This is a genomic window from Paractinoplanes toevensis (assembly GCF_018332695.1).
In the GTDB taxonomy this organism is placed as follows: Bacteria; Actinomycetota; Actinomycetes; order Mycobacteriales; family Micromonosporaceae; genus Actinoplanes; species Actinoplanes toevensis.
Genome location: NZ_BOQN01000052.1, coordinates 62360 through 82269 on the forward strand (window position 1 = coordinate 62360; position 19910 = coordinate 82269).

At 69.8% G+C, this 19910-nt stretch carries 17 protein-coding genes; 8 read left to right on the forward strand and 9 right to left on the reverse strand.

The features are described 5' to 3' along the window. The first annotated feature begins 1 nt into the window (after position 1). A complete protein-coding gene (locus tag Ato02nite_RS20030; protein WP_213008101.1) occupies positions 2-3595 on the forward strand; it encodes a TIR domain-containing protein in 3594 nt (1197 codons plus the stop codon). 38 nt (positions 3596-3633) lie between these two features. Continuing rightward, positions 3634-4680, forward strand: coding sequence for a DUF2855 family protein (locus Ato02nite_RS20035; protein ID WP_213008102.1), 1047 nt, complete (start codon positions 3634-3636; stop codon positions 4678-4680). A 52-nt stretch (positions 4681-4732) separates the two neighbouring features. On the opposite strand, the gene Ato02nite_RS20040 is transcribed toward Ato02nite_RS20035, so the two are convergent. The 4 genes from Ato02nite_RS20040 to Ato02nite_RS20055 all read right to left on the reverse strand — a co-directional run bounded on the left by Ato02nite_RS20040 (position 4733) and on the right by Ato02nite_RS20055 (position 8747). After that, positions 4733-5179, reverse strand: coding sequence for a hypothetical protein (locus Ato02nite_RS20040; RefSeq protein WP_213008103.1), 447 nt, complete (start codon positions 5177-5179; stop codon positions 4733-4735). Between the two features lie 425 nt (positions 5180-5604). Further along, positions 5605-5997, reverse strand: a complete 393-nt coding sequence (locus Ato02nite_RS20045; protein ID WP_213008104.1) for a hypothetical protein — start codon at positions 5995-5997, stop codon at positions 5605-5607. Positions 5998-6131: 134 nt separating this feature from the next. Next, entirely contained in the window at positions 6132-7559 is a 1428-nt protein-coding gene (locus Ato02nite_RS20050; RefSeq protein WP_213008105.1) for a GGDEF domain-containing protein, read from the reverse strand. A 9-nt stretch (positions 7560-7568) separates the two neighbouring features. Then, positions 7569-8747 (reverse strand): FIST signal transduction protein, encoded by a 1179-nt coding sequence (locus Ato02nite_RS20055; protein ID WP_213008106.1) that lies wholly within the window; start codon positions 8745-8747, stop codon positions 7569-7571. Positions 8748-9293: 546 nt separating this feature from the next. Between Ato02nite_RS20055 and Ato02nite_RS20060 the strand changes: the two genes are divergently transcribed. Next, positions 9294-10568 (forward strand): putative bifunctional diguanylate cyclase/phosphodiesterase, encoded by a 1275-nt coding sequence (locus Ato02nite_RS20060; protein ID WP_246607251.1) that lies wholly within the window; start codon positions 9294-9296, stop codon positions 10566-10568. Here the strand turns inward: Ato02nite_RS20060 and Ato02nite_RS20065 are convergent. Further along, the gene (locus tag Ato02nite_RS20065; RefSeq protein ID WP_246607233.1) at positions 10471-10893 is read right to left on the reverse strand and encodes a winged helix-turn-helix transcriptional regulator; all 423 of its coding nucleotides are present in this window, start codon (positions 10891-10893) and stop codon (positions 10471-10473) included. The two genes, Ato02nite_RS20060 and Ato02nite_RS20065, sit on opposite strands and share 98 nt — an antisense overlap. 156 nt (positions 10894-11049) lie before the next feature. Between Ato02nite_RS20065 and Ato02nite_RS20070 the strand changes: the two genes are divergently transcribed. Beyond that, complete coding sequence (locus Ato02nite_RS20070) at positions 11050-11796, forward strand: Rossmann-fold NAD(P)-binding domain-containing protein (protein WP_213008108.1); 747 nt, start codon at positions 11050-11052, stop codon at positions 11794-11796. A gap of 52 nt (positions 11797-11848) precedes the next feature. Here the strand turns inward: Ato02nite_RS20070 and uvrA are convergent, their stop codons facing one another. Both uvrA and Ato02nite_RS20080 read right to left on the reverse strand, forming a co-directional pair. Continuing rightward, the gene (gene uvrA, locus Ato02nite_RS20075) at positions 11849-14317 is read right to left on the reverse strand and encodes an excinuclease ABC subunit UvrA (RefSeq protein WP_213008109.1); all 2469 of its coding nucleotides are present in this window, start codon (positions 14315-14317) and stop codon (positions 11849-11851) included. A gap of 169 nt (positions 14318-14486) precedes the next feature. After that, positions 14487-15101, reverse strand: a complete 615-nt coding sequence (locus Ato02nite_RS20080) for a TetR/AcrR family transcriptional regulator (RefSeq protein ID WP_213008110.1) — start codon at positions 15099-15101, stop codon at positions 14487-14489. A gap of 125 nt (positions 15102-15226) precedes the next feature. Here Ato02nite_RS20080 and Ato02nite_RS20085 point away from each other — a divergent pair, with 125 nt between their 5' ends. Beyond that, positions 15227-15991 (forward strand): SDR family NAD(P)-dependent oxidoreductase, encoded by a 765-nt coding sequence (locus Ato02nite_RS20085; protein WP_213008111.1) that lies wholly within the window; start codon positions 15227-15229, stop codon positions 15989-15991. 94 nt (positions 15992-16085) lie between these two features. Here the strand turns inward: Ato02nite_RS20085 and Ato02nite_RS20090 are convergent, their stop codons facing one another. Further along, on the reverse strand, positions 16086-16754 hold the full coding sequence (locus tag Ato02nite_RS20090; RefSeq protein ID WP_213008112.1) for a VOC family protein: 669 nt from the start codon (positions 16752-16754) through the stop codon (positions 16086-16088). 291 nt (positions 16755-17045) lie between these two features. Here Ato02nite_RS20090 and Ato02nite_RS20095 point away from each other — a divergent pair, with 291 nt between their 5' ends. The 3 genes from Ato02nite_RS20095 to Ato02nite_RS20105 all read left to right on the forward strand — a co-directional run bounded on the left by Ato02nite_RS20095 (position 17046) and on the right by Ato02nite_RS20105 (position 19242). Continuing rightward, positions 17046-17909 (forward strand): DUF5753 domain-containing protein, encoded by an 864-nt coding sequence (locus tag Ato02nite_RS20095; RefSeq protein WP_246607235.1) that lies wholly within the window; start codon positions 17046-17048, stop codon positions 17907-17909. Between the two features lie 165 nt (positions 17910-18074). Continuing rightward, positions 18075-18323, forward strand: coding sequence for a hypothetical protein (locus Ato02nite_RS20100; protein ID WP_213008113.1), 249 nt, complete (start codon positions 18075-18077; stop codon positions 18321-18323). 151 nt (positions 18324-18474) lie between these two features. Continuing rightward, positions 18475-19242 carry a TIGR02452 family protein gene (locus Ato02nite_RS20105; protein WP_213008114.1) on the forward strand — a complete coding sequence of 256 codons (768 nt, stop codon included), beginning with the start codon at positions 18475-18477 and terminating at the stop codon, positions 19240-19242. On the opposite strand, the gene Ato02nite_RS20110 is transcribed toward Ato02nite_RS20105, so the two are convergent. Next, positions 19232-19903, reverse strand: coding sequence for a hypothetical protein (locus Ato02nite_RS20110; RefSeq protein WP_213008115.1), 672 nt, complete (start codon positions 19901-19903; stop codon positions 19232-19234). The two genes, Ato02nite_RS20105 and Ato02nite_RS20110, sit on opposite strands and share 11 nt — an antisense overlap. Between the last annotated feature and the right edge of the window lie 7 nt (positions 19904-19910).

Here is a 19910-nt window from a genome sequence, read left to right on the forward strand (position 1 = left end):
TATGGGTGACGACGCAGAGGTTCTCCGGCAGCCCCTGCCCGACGGAGTGGAACTGCTGGCCCGGATCGCCCTTCCCGCCAACGGCGCCAACGATGTCGAGTTCTCGCCGGACGGACGCTACATCGGTGTCTCCGCTCTGAACACTGTGGCCATCTGGGCGGTCGGCGGCGACCAGCCGGCGAGAACCGTCATCCCGTCGGCAGACCGCCCGATGTGGCCCCACCGCACGGGAGAACGCGACTTCTACTCGTTCGGGTGGTTGCCGGACGGCCACCGAATCATGGTGGCCGATGAATTCCGGATCGGAGTTCTGGATCTCGACCGTCGCGAAGAGATCTGGGGCCAGGACCAGAGGAGGCTCGAAGGGGCGGCCGTCAGCCCGGGCGGCGAGAAGATCGCCGTCTCCAGGCGAAGCACGGTCCTGATCCTGCGGGCCGACAACGGCCGGACATTGCACCGGCTGGACGATCACGCCGGCGGTCTCCACGAATTCGCCTGGTCACCGGACGGGCGATTCCTCGCCAGCAGTAGTGGAGACCCGAGCGATCCTGAGATCCGGATCTGGGACATGGAGTCCGGCGAGCTGCGCACCCGACTCACCGGGCACTACGGATACAGCGGTGGTCTGGCCTGGTCGCCTCGAGACGACCTGCTGGTCTCGGCTTCCCAGGACAAATCCGTCCGCCTATGGGATCCCCTGGCCGGCCAACTGATCAGTGTCATCGAGGTACACACGGACGAGACACGCGGCGTTTCGTTCTCGCCGGACGGTGGCATCTTCGTTTCCGCCTCATTGGACGGATCGGTGCGGTTCTGGTCGGCCGATGATCGCCGCGAGCTCGCGGCCCTCCAGCTGTCCGAGACCTCGGATCGGCTGTTTCGCCGGATGTCCTTCACGACTGACGGCAGCCATTTCGCGCTGGCCCGGCTGGACGAACTGCTCGTCTTCCGCACCGATCTCGCCACGATCGCACGGAGCAGCACCGCGCTCGACACGGTCCGCTACACCACCGCGAAGCTGGTGCTGGTCGGCGACTCCGGAGTCGGCAAGACCGGGCTGGGCTGGCGGCTGTCCCACGACGAGTTCCAGGAGCACGAATCGACCCACGGGCAGCAGTTCTGGGTCGTCAACAGCCTCGGCGTGACCCGGCCCGATGGCACCGAGTGCGAGGCCGTCATCTGGGACCTGGCCGGCCAGCACGTCTACCGGCCGATCCACGTGATCTTCCTCGAGCACGTCGATCTGGCCATCCTGTTGTTCGACCCGACCAACCGGCACGAGACGCTCAAGGGCGTCGACTTCTGGCTGGAGCAGCTCGCCGGTCGCGGTGAGCTGCCGCCGACCGTGCTGGTCGGCGGCCGCCAGGACCGGGGCACGTCCGTGCTCGCCCAGGCCGACCTCGCGGAACTCTGCCGGCAGCGGGGCATCGCCGGCGGCTATATCGCCACCAGCGCCAAGACCGGCGAGGGCGTGGACGAGCTGCTCGGCGTCCTCAGGGATCTGATCCCGTGGGACCGGGCCGCCGCGACGGTCACCACGGTGACCTTCAAGCGGATCAAGGACTACGTGCTCGCCCTCAAGGAGCGGGCGACCACCGGCCCGGTTCTCGTCGACTTCGAGCGGCTTTTTGGCGACCTCGCCGCCTCGGATCCGCTGTGGCAGTTCACCGCCGACGAGATGCGCGCCGCCGTCGGGCACCTGGAGAACCACGGGTTCGTCGCCGTCCTGCGCAGCTCCGCCGGTCTCGAACTGGTGCTGCTGGTGCCGAGCCTGCTGCCCGACCTCGCGTCGTCGATCGTCCTGCTCGCCGACCGGCACCCCCGCGAGCTGGGCGCGGTCGACGAGAGCGCGCTGCTGACCGGCGAATATCCCTTCGCCGAGCTGACCGCACTGGATCCGGACGAACGCGAGGTCCTGATCGACGCGACCGTTGTGCGGTTCCTCCGGCACAACGTCTGCTTCCGGGAGACGCTCGGCGCCGAGACCGTACTGATCTTTCCGAGCCTGATCCGGCAGCGACGGCCGCTGCAGGACGACGCCGAGACCGTCGACGACGTCTCCTACGTCGCCCACGGCCGGGTCGAGAACTCGTACGCGGCCCTGGCCGTGCTCCTCGGCTACTCGCAGTTCTTCACCCGCGTCACGCAGTGGCAGAACCAGACCCTGTTCGAACTCGACCGGGGGCAGATCTGCGGTCTCCGCGTCATCCAGGAACGCGAGGGTGAGCTGGAGTTCGTGCTGTCGTACAGCACGGGCACGCCGGACCACGGCCGCCAGCTGTTCCAGGCGCTGTTCGAGAAGTTCCTGGTGCAGCGGGATGTCGACGTCGCCCGGTTCACGCCGGTGTGCTGCGGTGCCGGTCACCGGCAGGACCGGACGGTCGTCGTGCAGCGCCGCCGGGAACGGCGCGGCTTCCTCTTCTGCAGCGAGTGCGGGGAGAAGGTGCCGCTGCCCGACGCCGACGTGGTCGGCCGACCGGCGGCGGCCGGCGTTCTGGGGGACGTGGCACGCCAGGAGGGCTACGCCCGGCTGCGCAGCGAGTACGAGGCCAACCTCGCGCGGATCAAGGCGTACGCCCGGAGCGCCGCCGCGCCACGCTGCTACCTGAGCCACGCCGGAGACCAGGTCCGATGGGTCGAGCGGGTGCGGCACAGCCTGCGCGACGCCGGTGTCGATCTGCTCGACGACCTCGAAGATCTGCGTGACGACGACACCGTGCTGATGATCTGCACGCCGGCGTACTGGTCGGCCTGGCCGACCGGCCTGGCGGCCCGGCTGCGCCGCGGCAGCCCGGCTCCGGTGATTGCGCTACTGGTCGAGGGCAGGCCGACCGGCGACCAGCGGGCCCGCCTCGGGGGCCGGGAGGTTCGCGACTTCCGCGACGGTTCCCGGCATTTCCTGCAACTGTTCGACCTGGTTCTCACGCTGCACGGCATTCACCTGGACCACCCGGCCTTCGTGCCGCTGCGCCGCGAGATGGCCGAGCGGTGGCGGGAAGCCCTGCGCACGCTGCCGGAGCCACCACCGCCGATCACCCCGGCGCGCGAGGTCTACGTGTCGTACGCGTGGAACGACGAGAGCAAGCCGGTGGTGACCGGGCTCGACCAGGCCCTCCGGGAGCAGGGCGTCCGGATGATCCGGGACACCGAGGATCTCGGCTACCGGGGTGACATCCGGGAGTTCATGCGCGAGATCGGCCGGGGCCGCGCCGTCGTGCTGGTCATCAGCGACAAGTACCTGCGGTCGGAGAACTGCATGTTCGAGCTGCTGGAGGTGGCCCGGCACGGCGACCTGCGGGAGCGGATCTTTCCGGTGGTGCTGGACAGCGCCCGGATCTACAAGCCGGTCGACCGTCTGAAGTACGTGCGGTTCTGGGAGGAGCAGACCGCGGAGCTGGACGCCGCGATGAAGACCGTCTCGTCGGCCAACCTGCACGGCTTCCGCGAGGAGATCGACCTGTTCGAGGCGATCCGGGCCGCGCTGCCCCGGCTCGGCGACATCCTGAAGAACATCAACACCCTCTCCCCCGCCGCGCACCGTGAATCCGGTTACGCCGAGCTGGTGGCGGCCGTACTGCGTACGGTCAATGGTTGAGATCTTGCACTTGAAGTGCAATTTGATAGCGTCAGGTCATGAGTACCTCTTGGACGTTCGCCGTCGCGCGGGACGAACTCGGCCGCACCACCCTCGTCGACGGGCCGGTGCCGACACCCGGCGAGGGTGAGGTGCTGCTGCGCGTCGACCGGGTCGGGCTCACCGCCAACAACGTGACGTACGCCGTGCTCGGCGAATCGATGCGGTACTGGCAGTTCTTCCCGGGCGAACCCCGCGGGCTCGGGCCGGAGTGGGGGCTGCCGCCGCTGTGGGGCTTCGCCGAGGTGGTCGAGACCGGCCAGCGGGTGTACGGCTACCTGCCGCCGGCCGGCCAGCTGATCGTGCGGCCGTCGCGGGTCGACGAGACCGGCTTCCGCGACGCCAGCCCGCACCGGGCCGACCTGCCGTCGCCGTACAACTCGTACCGGTCCACCACCGGCGACCCGGCCTACCGGGCCGACCAGGAAGACCTGCTGATCCTGTTCCGGCCGCTGTTCTTCACCTCGTTCATGCTCGCCGACCAGGTGACCGACAACGACTTCTACGGCGCCCGGACGCTGGTGCTCTCCTCGGCGTCCAGCAAGACCGCGTATGCCGCCGCGTTCGAGCTGCACGGCCGCGGCCCGCGCCTGGTCGGCCTGACCTCACCCGGCAACGTCGCCTTCACCCGCGAGCTGGGCTGCTACGACGAGGTGCTGGCGTACGACGAGATCGGTGCCCTGCCCGCCGAGCCGACCGCCTACCTGGACCTGTCCGGCGCTCCCGCGACCCGCGCCGCCCTGCGCCGGCACCTCGGCAGCCACCTGGTGCGCGACGTCGCGGTCGGCCTGACCAACCAGGTCCCGAACACAGACGCCGCGGACGAGTTCTTCTTCGCCCCGGTGCAGATCCGCAAACGCCGGAACGACTGGGGCCTGGACGGCCTCGACGCCCGTTTCGCCGAGGCCTGGCAGCGTTTCACCGCGGTCGCCGACAAGTGGCTCGACGTCCAGGTCGGCACCGGCCCGGCCGACCTGCAGCAAGCCTGGCTGGAGGTCCTCGAGGGCCGAACCCCACCCCGGGTGGGCCACGTCATCCAGCTGTGAGATCAAGCCACCGGGGTGAGGGCCGGGCGGCCCCGGCACAACCAACCTCCGATCAACTGGCGACGTCAACCCAGAACTGAAACACCGCGTACGCCTGCGGTTCGTCGACGGCGTTCGGATCCCATGGAATGGCACGCCAGCCAGCTTGCACCCGATAATGCTGGAATTCCCCGACGTCGAATACCTCGGCCTGGCCACCCACCGTCGGTGCCTCCACGCCGAGCAAGCCCGAAGGAAGGAACAACGGGATAACCTCGCTGAGGGGCCAATCGACCACGTCGAGCGGCGCCGGCGGACCGTCCCAGAATTCAAAGGCGAATCGTGCCAGGTAAATGTCGTCGGGTGACTGCAGAAGCACCGAAGACGAACCGGCACTGAGCCAGGTATGCCCCACCTCATCCGGCCTCAGCAGATTTTCCTGAGCCTCGTGATCAAACAATCGAATCAAGCGATGATCAACGAAAGCATCGACTTCCGCCTCGGACAACAGCTTCGGCACCGGCCCTCCTGAACCCCGTCGGATCGCCCGTGGGCGCTCCTCCGCACAGCCGGATCGTAACGCTCCAGTAAGAACTCAGGATGGTCTTCGCGGACGCTCGGCACCCTGATAGCTGTCCTCGTGATGGCTCGATGCGACGAGGAAGATTGAGCAAATCGGGCGGTGTGATGACGACGAGCTGGTCGGTTCGGTGCGGGCGCTCCAGTTCCTTGCGATCCGAGATAAACGGGTCTCCGTGATCATCGGGTCTCCAGAGCGCGATCCAATGCCAGATCTCGCCCGGATCTGCCGGCGAGCGGGCGCGCCCGGCTGCCGGCTCAAACTGGTTCATGGCGGTAAGGGCAAACATGTGTCGACCGCCGGGCGTGGGCACGGGGCCAGCGGCGCACCGCCACGCTTTTGCCGATGTGGGTCTACGAAACGTCTCATGCATCGTCGAGGACATCGGTTGCCGTTTCCCGGTGAGCCACAGCGGCGATCACGGCGTAGGCGCCGACCATGGTTACGCACACTGCGGCGATCAAGAGCGGCGTAGAGGCCGTCGCCGGTTGCAGGAACAAGGCGATGATGCAGCTCAGGCCGGTTGCGGTCAGGCCACCAGCCAGCAGCCCGCCGGCGGCGACAAGCCACGGGCGAGGAATATTCAGCAATGACGCCACTGTCGCGCCGGCGAGAAACAACGCCGGAAGGCCGATCATCACCGCGACGACCGCGGCGGCAACCAGTGTCCCGGGACCTCCGGCCGCCGGATCAGAATTGACCACCGACAACGCAATCGGATAGACGATGGCTGCGCCGGTACACACGGCTGCGCCCACGAGCGCCTCGCAGAATCACTGAGACCTGATCGCTGACAGCCACGTGCTACAGCGTGCCGGGTCAGGGCAAGACCACCGTCGATGCTGATACGTACGGTGGAACAGTCAGGTCGCCCTCGTCGTCGATGGCCGGGTCACCGCGCCGAATGAAAGGCCGGCCCGGTGTGCATCGACTCATCGAATTCGCGGTAGGAGCCCGACACCGTCTTCTTGGCGCGGTACATGGCGAGATCGGCCTCCTCGATCAGTTCCTCGACGCTGTGGCCGGCGCGGTTGTAGGAGATGCCGACGCTGGCGCGTGTGGTGACGAGGCGGCCGGCGATTTCGAAGGGCCGGGCGACCTCGTCGATCACCTGCTGGGCGATGTCCTGGGCCTGTGCGACTCCGCTCAGCGGTTCCACCAGTACGGCGAACTCGTCTCCGCCGAGACGGGCGGCCATGTCCGAGCTGCGCAGCGCGGCCGACAGGCGGTCGGCGACGCCGCGCAGCAGCTCGTCCCCCGCCGTGTGCCCGAGGGTGTCGTTGACCTGCTTGAACAGGTCGAGGTCGAGGTAAAGCAACGCGGCGGTCGCCGGATCGGGGCAGGCCGCCAGCATGCGCTGGACATGCTGCCGGAACAGGGACCGGTTCGGCAGCCCGGTGAGCGGGTCGTGCTGCGCGGCGTGCACCGCGGCGAGGGTCGAGGCGCCCGCCAGCGCGAGGCTGGCCTGCTCGCCGAACGCGGCCAGCACGTCCCGCCATTCGGGTCGTCGGCTCGTGGCGTCCCGGCCGGCGATGACGAAACCGCCGGCCACCTTGTCTCCGATGTGGACGGGAACGGCTGCCAGCGGACCATCGGTCACCGGACTGTTCGCCTCCATGGCCAGCCGGGCCGCGCCGACCAGAACGTCATGGCCGGACTGGTGACCGCTGAGCGACGCGACCGTCAGCCGGTCGGCGTCGCCCGGCTCGCGAAGAACAAGCGCCGTCGTGACATCGTCCAGCAGCATCTGGGCGCCGTCGGTGATCGAGCTGAGAATCTCGCCGAGCGGGGTCTGCTGGTTGGCCGCCCGCTGGATACGCAGCAGCGTCTCGAGCAACCGTTCGCGCCACTCGAGCGCCCGGAGCAGCCCGAGCCGGGCCTCGGCCTCCTGTTCCCGCTCGCGGCGCAGTCGCCGCTCGTTCTCGAGCGTGCGCAGGCTTCGCAGGGCGAGGCCGAGCACCCGGGCCATGCCCTGAAGCATCTGGCGTTCTTCCGCGGTGAACGGCTCGTCGGCCCGGGCGAGGATCAGCTGGCCGTCGCCGCTCCGGTCCAGCGGGTGCATGGTGAGATACATCGGCCCGATGCCGGGGAAGGCCGTGGTGTCGGCCGTCGCCCGCAGACCGGTGAACAGGACCGGGTCGGGGTCGCGGCCCAGACCGACCGACGAGGCGACCTCGCCGTCGCCGACGACGGCGGCCACTTCGGCCTCGGTCGACTCGCTCGCCCGCTGCACGGCGATACGCGCGGCGCTGGCGACGTCGCCGGCCCGGGTGATGGCGCTGAAGAACTCGGTGAGCTGAAGGAGAGACCAGCCTGCCATCGGCGCTTTTCAGCTCACCGCGAGGGCGACCACGGTCAGGTGGTGCATGCCCTTCGCGCCAGGGTTGCGGGCGATCTCACCGTTGGAGAAGAAGCCGCCGTACGGGATCGGCCTGAGCGCGTCGCCGAGCCGCCGGCCGGCGAGGTCGGTGCCGTCCGGCCCGAGCGCGAGCAGCCGCACGCAGCAGTCGAAGACCAGCACACCGAGCGGGTCCGCGTCGCCGACGGCGGCGACGGCCGCGGAGCCGGCGGTGGCCGCGGCGTCGCGGAGCGCCTCCGGGTCGGCCTCCATGAACCAGACCAGGCCGCCCTCGGGGGTGTCGGCCAGCCCGGAGATGGACCGCTCGTCCGGGTCGGCCGCGAAGATGATCCGGATGTCCTCGCCGGTGCGGCGGGCCAGGCCGAGCGGCCGGACCGCCGCGAACTGCAGGAACGCGCCGGGGTCGGCGACGATCTCGGGCGGGCAACCGGTGAGCCGGGTGTAGACGTCCAGCGCCGGTTCGCCGTCGAGCTCGTAGATCTTCCCGCCCTCGCTGCGCGTGACGGCCATCGGCTCGCCGCTGCGGTGCCAGCCGTGCGCCACCCCGATGCCGACCGGCGACGCCGAGCCCAGCGCAGCGCCGAGAACCGCGTTCGGCAGCACCTGTACATCCGTACCGGAGCTGAAGAAGTGCCACGTGCCGGTCTGCGTCATGTCGTCGCCGGCGCAGCCGCCGATCAGCGGGACCTGCGCGCCGGCCACCGAGTAGGCACCGCGCACCATCTCCTGCTGGTCAGCGCTGCGCCCGTCGCCGAGCAGCAGCACCGCGCGGTGCTCGGCGTCGATGTCGTCGAGGCATGAGGCGGCGGTCGCGCCGGCCGCGTAAAGATCCATGCTCTCGTACGGCACGGCCCGCACCGACGCGGCGAATCCGGGCCCGCCGAGCGCGTTGACCACGACGCCGGCGCCTCGACCGTCGGTGGCGTATTCGCCCGACGTCGAGCAGCCGATCATGAGCACCTCACCGCCGGCCGCTGCGTGCACGGCCGCGGCCATCTCCGGCGTCGAGTGCGACGGGGAGGCGAAGACGATCAGTAGGGTGGCCGGCCGCCCGTCGAGCGCCGCGTAGCACGCTTGCGCCCCGGCCTGCGCCGGATCAGGTAGAACGCTGTTCCCTACGCCGAACCACCGTTCTTGACGCTCGTCCACCACAACTCCCTTGCGCCGGCGCGCCCGCCCGATCAAACAGAGCATCGGCAGGGTGCCCTCGAAACTGAGCTGTCGTCCAATACGGGGTCGCGGGCCGGCTGGAACACCGCTGCGCTGGTGGCGGTGGCCACCCGGAGTTTGTCCCTGCCTCGCTGCCATTCGAGCCGGCCGGACAGGAGCACGTCGTCTCCAGTTGTCGTGTGTTGAACACACGTCTACTTCAACGCCGACCCGTTCGCGTTGGACGCGGTATTCGTCGCCTCAACTCTGCTCTGGACAGCAGCCGCCTTGCACCCATCGATGACGGCGGACACCGATGTCATGCGGGGCCGGAGCAATCAGCAAAGTGTCGCCCGGCTGTGCGCGCCCGCCGCGTGCTCGCTGCTCGGCCCGGTGCTGCTCCTGACGCCGCATGCGGGCGGCAACACCGTCGACCGCACGGTCATCACCTGCGGCGCCATCGTCCTCATCCTGCTCACTATCGCTCGGATGACCCTGATCCTGACGCAGCTGAAAAGGCAGTCCCACGCTCTGGAAGAGCTCGCCATGCAGGACGAATTGACCGGCCTGGCCAACCGGCGTCGATTCGAGCAGGCATTGCGCACGGTGATGGCCGACGGCCGGGCTCACGTGGCGTTGCTCGGCTTGAACGGTTTCAAAAGCGTCAACGACGAACTCGGCCGCCGGGCCGGTGACCGGGCGCTCTGCTCCCTTGCTCAACGGCTGGAGCGCGCGGTGCCCGCCGACGCTCTGCTCGCCCGGATCGGCGGTGACGAATTTGCTGTCCTGCTGGCGGGACGGAGTGCCGCGGAAACCGGCGCGCTGGCCGAGGAACTCGCCGCCCGGCTGCGCGAACCGGTCCACGCGGGCGGCCACGACCTGCTCGTGGGCGTCGGGATAGGCCTTGCCACCGGCGAGCGCGACGAGCCGACGGAGGTGCTGCGCCGGGCCGAGGCAGCAATGTACGCGGCCAAGAGGGCCGGGCAGACGTACCGATGTTGGGAGCCGGCCATGGATGAGCAGTCGACGGGGCACGCCAAGCTCGGCGCCGAGATGCAGATCGGCCTGGACGCCGGGCAGTTCCGGGTGGTCTATCAGCCGATCGTGACTCTCCCGGAGCGCCGGATCGCCGCGGTGGAGGCGCTGGTGCGCTGGGAGCACCCGCAGCGAGGGATGGTCAGTCCGGCGCAATTCGTGCCGGTGGCCGAGCAGAACGGCCTCATCGTCGAGCTCGGCGCATGGATCCTGCGGACAGCCTGCCGGCAAATGGCTCGGTGGCGGGCTGAACTGGGCGATAGCGCACCCGGCCGAGTCAGCGTCAATGTCTCGGCCCGTCAACTCGCCCGGCCCGGCTTTGCCCGGACCGTCGCCGACACGTTGGCCGAAACGGGACTTCCACCGCACTGCCTTTTCGTAGAGGTCACCGAGACCGCCGTTTTCGAAGGCGGCCAGGCTGTGACCACGCTGCACGAACGCCGAGCAGGCCGACGCGCTCTATCGGCTCGGCTACCGACTGCTGCAGGGCTACTACTTCAGCCGTCCCGTCGCCGAGCCCGATTTCGGCCGGGGACATACCCCGATCGACGGCGTGGCGGCTGCCGTCGCCGCTGGTCAGGCGCACCTCCGGCGTCCAGAACCCGACCGCCCGCTGAACGTGATCTCGGCCGGCGGCTATTAGCTCGAGGCTTACCAGTGTGTGAGCGAAAAGGTGGTATTTCGGAGCTCACCGGATCTCGTTGTCGGGGTGGTCGCCGTCGTACGCCTGACGGGCGCGGGCGATGGCGGCCCGGTGTTCCAGCGACCAGTCGGCGAGGGCTTTGACGAGGTAGGTGAGACTTTCGCCGGTCTCGGTGAGCCGGTAGTCGACCTGGGCCGGCACGGTCGCATACACGGTCCGGGCGACCAGGCCGTCGCGCTCCAGGCGCCGCACCGTGAGAGTCAGCATGCGCTGGGAGATCCCGTCGATGGCGCGCTGAAGCTGACGGAAGCGCCGCGGCCCACTGGCGAGTTCGACGATCACCAGGACCGACCACTTGTCGCCCACCCGGTCGAGGACGTCCCGGATGCCGCAGTCGGGGTGATCCGGCTGGCCGCACGGTTCGAGCTCGGCGGCGCCGGCGGTTACCTCGGTGTGCGTCAGTGACACGAAACTGCCTCCTTGTGAGCCGCCGGGCGCGGATTCAAGATCTCACCGTAGTTACTGAAGAGAACCACGGTAGGAGACCGAACCCAAATGATCATGGTGACCGGCGTCAACGGACAGCTCGCCTCACGCACACTCGCCGAGCTGAACGAGCGAGGGGTGACTGCCCTGGGAGGCAGCCGGACTCCCACCGGCACACAGCGCCGCCTCGACTTCGACGACCCCGCGACAATCGACCTCACCGGTGTTGCGACGCTGGTCCTCGTCTCGGCCGGCTACGCCGAGGACGACCAGGTCATCGCGCGTCACCGGGCTCTTCTCGACGCGGCCGGCCGGGCGGGCGTGGCCCAGGTGATCTACACCAGCCTGACCGGTGCCGGTGATCATCTCGGGTTCGCCCTCGCCCATCGGGTCACCGAGCAGATGATCAGGGCCGGCGGGCTCGCCTGGACGATCCTGCGCAACGGCCTGTACGCCGAGCTCTTCGGTGCCTTGCTCGCCTGGACTCCCGACGGCCTGGAATCAGCCTTCGGCGCCGGCGCCCTGTCCGCGGTGGCGCGAGCGGACCTGGCAGCTGCCGCAGCCGTCGTCGCGAGCGAGCCGACCGCGCATGCCGGCCGGGTCTACGAGCTGGTGGGCAACCCGATCACCGCCCCCGGCATCGCTGAGCGTCTGGGCACCACCCACCGCACGATCGGGCTGGATGAGTACCGCGCCCGGCTGCTCGGTGACGCCGGCATGCTGCCGTTCCAGCCGCCGATGCTGGCGTCGATCGCCACCGGTGTCCGCCACGGATTCCTCGACAACACCAGCCCCGACCTCGCGCGCCTGCTGGGCCGACCGCTCACCGATCCGCTCACCGTCGCCGCGGATACCGCGGCCTCCACGCGTCCAGGCAGGCACTGATTCCCCCGCGAGCCGGGCATGAAGCGCTGACGGCCCCGGGGAGGCCACCCGCTCAGGAGCGTTCGAGGCGGCGCGCCAGATAGCGGCCGGTCGCGCTGTCCCCGGCCTCGGCGATCGTGGCGGGCGGGCCGGTCGCGATCACCCGGCCGCCCGCGTCCCCACCGCCCGGGCCGAGGTCGATGACCCAGTCGGCGCCGGCGATCGTGTCCAGGTCGTGCTCGACCAGGACGACGGTGTTGCCGGCGTCGACGAGCCGGTGCAATTGCCGCAGCAGCAGCGCGATGTCCGCGGGGTGCAGCCCCGCGGTCGGCTCGTCGAGCAGGTAGAGCGCGTGGCCGCGGCGGGCCCGCTGTAACTCGGTGGCGAGCTTGATGCGCTGGGCCTCGCCACCGCTGAGCTCGGTCGCCGGCTGGCCCAGCCGCAGATAGCCCAGCCCCACCTCCCGGAGCGTCTCGAGGCAACGAGACACGACCGGGATGTCGGTGAGGAATTTGGCGGCGTCGTCGACGGACATCGCCAGCACGTCCGCGATGTTCTTGCCGCGGTAGGTCACCTCCAGCGTCTCCGCGTCGTACCGCGCGCCGTGGCAGGCCGGGCACGGCGCGTACGTCCCGGGCAGGAACAGCAGTTCGACCGCGACGAACCCCTCGCCCTGGCACGTCTCGCACCGCCCCTCCGCGACGTTGAAGGAGAACCGCCCGGCCGTGTACCCGCGCGCCTGCGCCTCGTCCGTCGCCGCGTACAGCTTGCGCACCGCGTCGAACATGCCGGTGTAGGTGGCCAGATTGGACCGGGGCGTGCGGCCGATAGGCCGCTGGTCGACCCGGACCAGCCGGTCGAACGAGTCGAGCCCCACCGCGTCCCGCACGTCGACGTCGAGCTCCGCCTCCTCGGGCTCGTCGCTCGCCAGCCCGAGGTGGCCGCGCACGACCTCGGCGAGCACCTGCGTGACCAGCGTCGACTTCCCGGAACCGGACACCCCGGTCACCGCGGTCAGCACCCGGAGCGGCACGTCGACGGACACGCCGTGCAGGTTGTGGCGGGAGACGCCGCGCAGGTGCAGCCACCCCTGGGGCGTACGCGGGCGATGGTCGAGCGGCTCGGCCCGGCCGAACAGGTACCGGCTGGTGGCCGACTCCTCGACCTGTTCGAGGCCGGGGACCGGACCGCTGTACAGCACACGTCCGCCGCTCTCGCCCGCGCCGGGGCCGATGTCGATCACCCAGTCCGCCCGCCGGACCACGTCCATGTCGTGCTCCACGACGAACAGCGAGTTGCCCGCCGCCTTCAGCCGGTCCAGCACGTCCAGCAGCGGCTCCGCGTCGGCCGGGTGCAGGCCCGCGGAGGGTTCGTCGAGCACGTAGACGACCCCGAACAGCCCCGAACGCAACTGGGTGGCGATACGCAGGCGCTGCGCCTCGCCGGGCGACAGCGTCGTCGAGCGGCGCCCGAGGCTGAGGTAACCCAGGCCGAGGTCGAGCAGCACCTCGACACGCGCGACCAGGTCGGCGCAGAGCCGGACCGCGACCTCGGTCGTCTCCCCGGACCGAGCGGTCGGCGTGGCAGCCCCGGCCCCGGACAATCCCGCGGCGGGCCGCAGGAGCGCCACGACGGCGGCGAGGGGCATCGCGTTGACGTCGGCGATGGTGCGGCCGGCGAAGGTCACCGCGAGCGCCTCCGGGCGCAGGCCGCTGCCGTGGCACACCGGGCAGGGCACGCTCCGGACGAACCGCATCGCCCGCTCGCGCATCCGGTCACTCTTGGAGTCGGCGAGCACGTGCATGACGTGCCGGCGGGCGCTCCAGAACTTCCCGTAGTAGCCGCTGTCGATGCGGTCACGCTCGGGCTCGACGAGGACGGACGGCTGCTCGTCGGTGTAGAGCAGCCAGTCCCGGTCCTTCTTCCTGAGCTTGCGCCAGGGTCGGTCGATGTCGATCCCCAGGCCGTTCACGACGCTGCGCAGGTTGGCGCCCTGCCAGGCGCCCGGCCAGGCCGCGATGGCGCCGTCGCGGATGCTCAGCGACGGGTCCGGGACGAGCAGGTCCTCGGCGACGTCGTGCACGACGCCCAGTCCGTGACACCGTGGGCAGGCGCCGGCCGCGGTGTTGGGCGAGAACGCCTCGGCCTCCAGCCGCGGGGCGTCCGGCGGGTAGGTCCCGGCGCGCGAGTAGAGCATCCGCAGCAGGTTGGACAGCGTGGTGATGGTGCCCACCGTCGACCGCGAGCTGGGTGCCCCGCGACGCTGTTGCAGGGCCACGGCCGGGGGCAGGCCGGTGATTTCCTGTACGTGCGGCGCACCGACCTGCTGCAACAGCCGGCGGGCGTACGGCGCGACGGACTCGAAGTACCGGCGCTGCGCCTCGGCATAGAGCGTGCCGAAGGCCAGCGAGGACTTACCCGACCCGGAGACGCCGGTGAAGGCGACCATGGCATCGCGGGGAATGTCGACGTCGACGTTCCGAAGGTTGTGCTCGGCGGCGCCCCGGACGCGCACGAACCGGTCATTAACGTCGTTTTTCACCAGATCTGCTTACCCTGTCAGGCGGCGCCGAATCACCGCCACGAGCGCCCCGTCACCTCGGCGCCGGGTTCGCGGGTATGAAGATCCGGTCGGCACCCCCCGCTCGCATCGTTGCATCCAAGACAACAATGAGTCACGGTCACCAGAGGCAGAAAACCGCCTTGGGGTGTTACTCGGCGGCGCGTTGAGCAGCAGCCAGAATCCGGGCGATCGCGGCCGCTTCGACGGCGACGTCCTCGGCGGTGTCCTGCCGGTCGGCGTAGAGGCCGTTGCGCCAGAGCATGGCGTAGCCGTGCGCGGTGGCGAACATGCGCCCGATGAGGTTCAGCGCCGCCTTGGCGTCGCCGCCGGTGACCGAGAGCGCGGCCCGCAGCGGTGGCTCCATGACGGCGCGGCCGGCGTCCATCAGGTCTTCGTCGCCGATCCCGCGTAGCTCGGCGGCGAAAACCAGGTCGAGGCCGGCGCCGTTTTCAGCGGTGAATTTCGCGTAGACCGCGGCCACCGCGCCCAGGTCGGCGACCGGGTCGCTGCCGGGCAGCCCGGTGAAGGGACAGGCCGCCTGGAATCGGCGGGTGAGGTCGCCGGCGGTTTCGGTGGCTGCCGCGGCCAGCAGGGCCAGCCGGCTCGGGAAGTGCCGGTAGGGTGCCGCGCCGCTGACCTGCGTGCGCCGGGCGACCTCGGCCACGGACAGTGCGGCCACGCCTCGCTCGGCGATCAGCGTCCGGGCGCTCTCGATCAGAGCGGCTTTCAGATCGCCGTGGTGGTACCCCGCACGCTTCGGCACGTCTCCCCTCTCCGTGAACGCGTGGCAAGGCTACATGCGGTGGATCACACCGCCTTGCCGTCCAGTAATAGCACTCTTACATTAATGTAAGAGCGGTAATACATCCAGTCTCGGAGGTCACTACCATGTCCACCACCACATTGTCGTCCACGGTTGCCCTGGTCACCGGGGCCAGCAGCGGCATCGGCCAGGCCACCGCCCGCCGACTCGCGGCCGAAGGCGCCACCGTCGTGCTGGTCGCCCGCCGCCAGGACCGCATCGAAGTGCTGGCCAAGGAGATCACCGGCCAGGGTGGCCAGGCGGTCACCCTGGGCGCCGACCTGACCGACCCCGACGCGGCGGCCGGCGTCGTCGCCACCGCCATCGAGCGGCTCGGCCGGATGGACATCCTGGTCAACGCGGCCGGTGTCATGCTCAACGGGCCGTCGACCGCGGCCCCGCTGGAGGAATGGCAGCGAATGGTCAACATCAACATCAACGGCTTGCTGTACGTCACCAAGGCCGCCCTGCCCCACCTGATCGAGGCCGCCACGGACAGTCCCCGGCAGGTCGCCGACGTGGTCAACATCAGCTCCATCGCCGGGCGCTTCATCATCCCTGACGCCGCGGTCTACAACGCGACCAAGTTCGGCGTCACGGCCGCCACCGAGTCGTGGCGGCAGGAATTCGCGCGGCGCAACGTCCGCTTCGCCGTGGTCGAGCCGGGACTGGTGGACACCGAGCTGATGGGCCACCAGCAGGCGGCGGTCAAGGAGAACATGGCGGCCCGGTTCGCCGACGTCGAATACCTGCAGGCCGACGACATCGCCGAGGCCGTCGCGTACATCGTCACCGGCCCCCGCCGCCGGGCGGTCGCCGAGGTCGTCATCCGCCCCACCGACCAGATCTGAACCACCGCACCGAGCCTGCCGCCTGGTCCGATTCGGTCACCGACCGAGAGTTAGGGTGCATTCGCGGAAGTGCCCATAGTCTGCTCCCGCTACGTTATGGCGTTGCACCGCGGTGGCTGAGCCACAGCCCGAGACCTTGCGCGTCTTCAGAAGCGATGAACGCTCCCGGTGCGTTGATCAGCGCTTCGTCGGCGTGCGTCAGGCACGCCCACACAGTCGCTCCCCAGGTGTCGGCGAGTTTGATTTCCGCGGGCCGGGGACACGGGCTGCCATCGAGGGCCGGGACCTGGCAGGTTGCGGGTGCGCCCCCGCGCTGGCTGATGGCCTCTGCCGCCTGTTTGATCAAGGAGAAACGAGCCTCCGGTTCGCTAGGTGCGGTTCGCGCGTCTGCCGCGACCGCCCTGCGCTGACCCAGCAGCACGACATTGCCGTCCGGGTCCTGGGTGCGCAGTTCGCCGCCCGGCGCGTGATCGGGATAGCCGGCGAGTTGGTAGCCGTGGCCCGCGGAGTCCAACTGCTCGCGTGCCCTGCCCAGGTCGGTGACGTACAGATAGATCACCAACGGCAACTCGTGCGTGATCAGGGCAGGCTGCACGCACGCCAGGAGGAGGGTGTGCTCACCGCATTTCAGGTATGACCAGCGAGCGTCGCCATCACCGCCCGTCTGCATCTTGCTATAGCCGAACAGGGCGTAGAAAGCCTGAGCGGACTCGATGTTACGCACATAGAGGATAGGTACGGCGGCCTCAACCTCAGCTGGCATCCCAGCACCGTATCGCAGCCGCGTCGCGCCTCAACGCGAGCCTGGCAACGCTGCTCCGCAGACCGGTGGCAGGTCATGGCCGGACCCCCTCTGCGTTGCAAGAGGAATGTGTACGCCTCCGGGCGCGCGAGAGATCGTGGCAGCTGTCGTCGGTCCGCAAGAAGCTGCGGGAGGGGCGGACGACGTCCCTCGGACGGGTAGGTCAGATGACGTGCTGTGAGGATGCACGATTGGATGCACGTGCATGCGGGTATCGCCGGGGGAGTCGATGCCATGGCGTGGGGAGGATTCATGACGCCGGCTTTCTCCGACGACCGGGGCGCCCCGACGGCCATTCGAATGCGGGTGGGCGTGCAGTTGCGCCGGCACCGTCTGGCTCGGCGGCTGTCCCGTGAGGACGCCGGCTGGCACATCCGGGCGTCCGAGTCGAAGATCAGCCGGATGGAGCTGGGCCGCGTCCCGTTCAAGGAGCGCGACGTCGCTGACCTGCTCATGCTGTACGGCGTGGAGGGCGACGAGCGCCATGCCCTGCTGGAGCTGGTGCGGCAGGCGAACGCGCCCGCGTGGTGGCAGTCGTTGTCCGACGTCATCCCGCCGTGGTCCCTTTCGTACCTCGGGCTCGAGCAGGCCGCCACGATGATCCGCACGTACGACCTGCATTTCGTTCCGTCTCTGCTACAGACTCCCGACTACACCCGGGCGCTGCTGGAGCTCTCCGACGGCTCTTCCCCGGCACAGTTGAGCAGGCGGGTCTCGTTGTGCCAGGGCCGCCAGCGCGTATTGCACGGCAAGAACCCGGCGGTGTTGTGGGCGGCCGTGGACGAGGCGGCGCTGCGTCGTCAGCTCGGCGGCCCGGGCGTCATGCGCGGCCAGTTGGAGGCGCTCGCCGAGGCCAGCCGGTCTCCCAACATCCGGTTGCATATCGCCTCTTTCCAGGCTGACGCACTGGCCACCGCGGGGCTGCCGTTCGCCATCCTGCGCTTCGCCGAGCCGGAACTGCCGGACATGGTCTACGCCGAGCAGCCGACCGGCGCCGTCTACCTGGACAGGCCGCTGGACATCGAGCAGTACGCCCTCGCCATGGAGCGCGCGTGTGCCACCGCGGTGCCACCCAGCCGCGCGGAGGCACTCATCCGCCGCTTCCTGAACTCCTAAGCGTCCGCCGCGTAGCCGTATCGGCTCGGTTGATCGGCTACCCCCGAACTCCGATCTTCCATATCGTGCCCTCTTCGTGCATATGCACGTGCACACGCACTTGATTCTGCGAGTGCACACGCACATCCTGGGTCCACCGAAGTCAGCGGCGCGATGGGATACGGCATGGAAAAGAACCGCGGTCCCGAGCGGCCAGTGAGTGAATTCGCGCAGGAGGACTACCTCTTCGGCAGTGGGCCTCTCTGGCTGCGGGTCGAGCGCGTCCAGCGGGACCGCCCCGTGGAGTACAACGGCGACCTTTGGTACGAGGTGGAGGGTGTCGAGATCAGCTCGACCGGCCGGGACGTCGCCCGCCGCCAGGTACTGGTGCGGGCTCAGCGCTTGACGTCACTGCCCACCAACCGCCGCCTGTGACCCCCGCCACCGTGTGTGTGCGGCGCTGGCCGATGCTCCATATCCCGTCCCGAACTCACCAACATGGAGATGGACGAGATCCTGCTGGTGTCGAAATTCAGCGACATCCGGTGCCGGGTCTCTGCGGCGGAGCGACTGAGATGATGCGCTCGTGAGCAGTCGACTGCGGGGCATCGCCCGGGACACACTGGCCATCATCGAGCAGGGCGCCTACCGGGATCAGGTCGATCGCGCCGTGGCCGGCACCCGGCTGTACCTTCCCGGTGACAGCCTGCCGGAACCGTCGCGGGCGCGCGCCGCGGCCGTGGTCGAGGTGACCGGGGAGTCGACATTGGAGGCCACCGAGCGGCTCGGCGGTGACGTCGCCTGCCTGGTCTTCGCGTCGGCTCGTAACCCCGGTGGCGGTTTCCTCAACGGCGCTCAGGCGCAGGAGGAGAGCCTGGCCCGCGGCTCGGCGTTGTACCCGTGCCTGCGGGCGGCCGGCGACTTCTATGCCCACCACCGCGCCCACGCCGAGCTCACCTACAGCGACCGGGTCATCTACTCCCCCGCCGTGCCGGTGTTCCGCGACGACAAGGGAACGCTGCTGGCCGCGCCGTACCCGGTGTCGTTCCTGACCGCGGCCGCCCCCAACCGGGCGGCCATCGCACGCGCCCAGCCCGAGCACCTGCCCGACGTGCCCGCCATCCTCGCTCGCCGAGCCGCCCGGGTTCTCGCGGTGGCGGCCGCGCACGGGCATCGCCGGCTCGTGCTGGGCGCGTGGGGCTGCGGCGTCTTCGGCAACGACCCGGCTACGGTGGCAGCCGCCTTCGCCGCCGCGCTGGGCGACAGCCCGTGGTTCGACGAGATCGTCTTCGCCGTCCTGGACCGTCAGCGGGGCAACCCGATACGCGCGGCCTTCGAGCAGCTCAGGACGTGAGGTCCGGCCCGAGATCGAGCAGGGTCACGGTGCGCAGGGCCCGGCGGATCGCCGCCTCGGTCGTCTCCGGCCACACCCAGCCGTGGCGCTGCTCCACCGTGAAGAGCTCGTCGCCGCGGGCCGTCCACGCCGGCAACTCCCCGGCCACATAGGCGGCGCGCAGCTCCGGACGGTCCAGCCGGAACGAGTCGCCCACGAATCCCGACGGCGGTCGCAACGCCATCGACGGCACCGTCAGCGGCAGCCGCACCACCACGAAGACGCCGCGCCCCTTGTCCCCGGTGACCGCCCCGGCCAGCGCGTTGCCCGTCCAGTGCAGCTCGCCGGCCACGACCGGGAAGCCGTCGACCTCACGGGTCCAGGCCCGCCGCACCCGTACCCGGCCCTGCCGAAGCAGGTCCTGCCACGGCCAGGTCCGGGCGTCCGGCGCGACGGGGGTCCATTCGCCGGTGGCGGCCCAGTTCCGCATGCGGCGGCGCGCCCGCTCCCGGTTGATCAGGATGACCGCGGGCGGGGTGAGGAACGCGACGATCATGCCGATCAGCGTCGGCACCGGGAACCGGTCGCCGAGCAGGATGATGACGCCCTTGGTGAGAGCGAGCAGCGCGACGAGCAACGCGATGACGGCGACGACCCGGGCCAGTTCCCACCACGCACGCATCGGTGAT

Excerpts from the sequence above, each read along its gene's own strand:
- Ato02nite_RS20030 (WP_213008101.1), top strand. The coding sequence starts at position 2 with ATGGGTGACGACGCAGAGGTTCTCCGGCAGCCCCTGCCCGACGGAGTG.
- Ato02nite_RS20035 (WP_213008102.1), top strand. The coding sequence starts at position 3,634 with ATGAGTACCTCTTGGACGTTCGCCGTCGCGCGGGACGAACTCGGCCGC.
- Ato02nite_RS20050 (WP_213008105.1), bottom strand. The coding sequence starts at position 7,559 with ATGGCAGGCTGGTCTCTCCTTCAGCTCACCGAGTTCTTCAGCGCCATC.
- Ato02nite_RS20060 (WP_246607251.1), top strand. The coding sequence starts at position 9,294 with ATGCAGGACGAATTGACCGGCCTGGCCAACCGGCGTCGATTCGAGCAG.
- Ato02nite_RS20085 (WP_213008111.1), top strand. The coding sequence starts at position 15,227 with ATGTCCACCACCACATTGTCGTCCACGGTTGCCCTGGTCACCGGGGCC.
- Ato02nite_RS20090 (WP_213008112.1), bottom strand. The coding sequence starts at position 16,754 with ATGCCAGCTGAGGTTGAGGCCGCCGTACCTATCCTCTATGTGCGTAAC.
- Ato02nite_RS20095 (WP_246607235.1), top strand. The coding sequence starts at position 17,046 with ATGACGCCGGCTTTCTCCGACGACCGGGGCGCCCCGACGGCCATTCGA.
- Ato02nite_RS20100 (WP_213008113.1), top strand. The coding sequence starts at position 18,075 with ATGGAAAAGAACCGCGGTCCCGAGCGGCCAGTGAGTGAATTCGCGCAG.
- Ato02nite_RS20110 (WP_213008115.1), bottom strand. The coding sequence starts at position 19,903 with ATGCGTGCGTGGTGGGAACTGGCCCGGGTCGTCGCCGTCATCGCGTTG.